The organism is Arthrobacter sp. Y3223164 (genome assembly GCF_059091005.1).
Genome location: NZ_JBNHGF010000699.1, coordinates 1 through 814 on the forward strand (window position 1 = coordinate 1; position 814 = coordinate 814).

Sequence of the window (814 nt, forward strand, 5' to 3'; positions counted from 1 at the left end):
GCAGCGCAGAGCCCGGCGCGGATTCCAACAGGACCGAGCCGCCCAGCAGGGCGGCATCGGCTGCGGCGGTATCGGACGGCAGCAGGGCGGGGACGCCGGCGGCCGGCACGAACCGTTCCCAGGCCTCCCGCAACTGTGCTTCCGGCCGGGCTCCCACGGCTGCCGCCCGAACCTTGTTGAGCACCACTTCGGCCGAGGCGGAGGGGACGGCATGCGCCAGTTCGTCCAGCGCGCGGACCAGCCGCGGCAGCCCCACCGAATCCGCGCTGCCCACGGCCAGCACCCGGTCCGCCGCCTCCAGCACCCGCAATGTGGCACCATTGCGCCGCGGCGCCAGCGAGTCAAAGCTCAGCTCCTCGTCGTGTTCCAGCGAGAAACCGCAATCCACGACGACGGTCTCCGCCACCGCCCGCGCCATGTCCAGCACCGCCCCGAGCGCCGACGGCCTCAGCTCGGTCCACCGGTCCACCCTCGTAATCCCGGTCAGCACCAGCATCGAGGTTCCGGCCACGGCTACCTTCAGGCAGACCCGTTCCAGGGCCGGGCTGTCCAGCACGCCCTGGTCCGCCAGCCGGCAGGCGTGGGCAAGCGCGGCAGATTCATCGAGCAGGCCAAGGAACGCGGCGACGCTGGCCCCGTAGGTATCCGCATCCATCAGCAGGGTCCGCCGGCCGGCGGCGGCGTATTCGGCGGCGAGGTTGACCGCCACGGTGGTGCGTCCCGGCGCCCCGGCCGGACCCCACACCGCGACGAGTTCACCCTTGGCCCCTGCAGGTGCCGGCGGTTCAACTGCAGCGTCGTGCGGCCGCAGGGC

General features: G+C 72.9%; 1 protein-coding gene. It reads right to left on the minus strand.

Annotated elements, in window-relative coordinates; genetic code table 11:
* Window positions 1–814, minus strand: an 814-nt coding sequence (locus AC5RUJ_RS17485) for a CpaE/TadZ family protein (RefSeq protein WP_494156406.1), incomplete at both ends; no start/stop codon positions are given.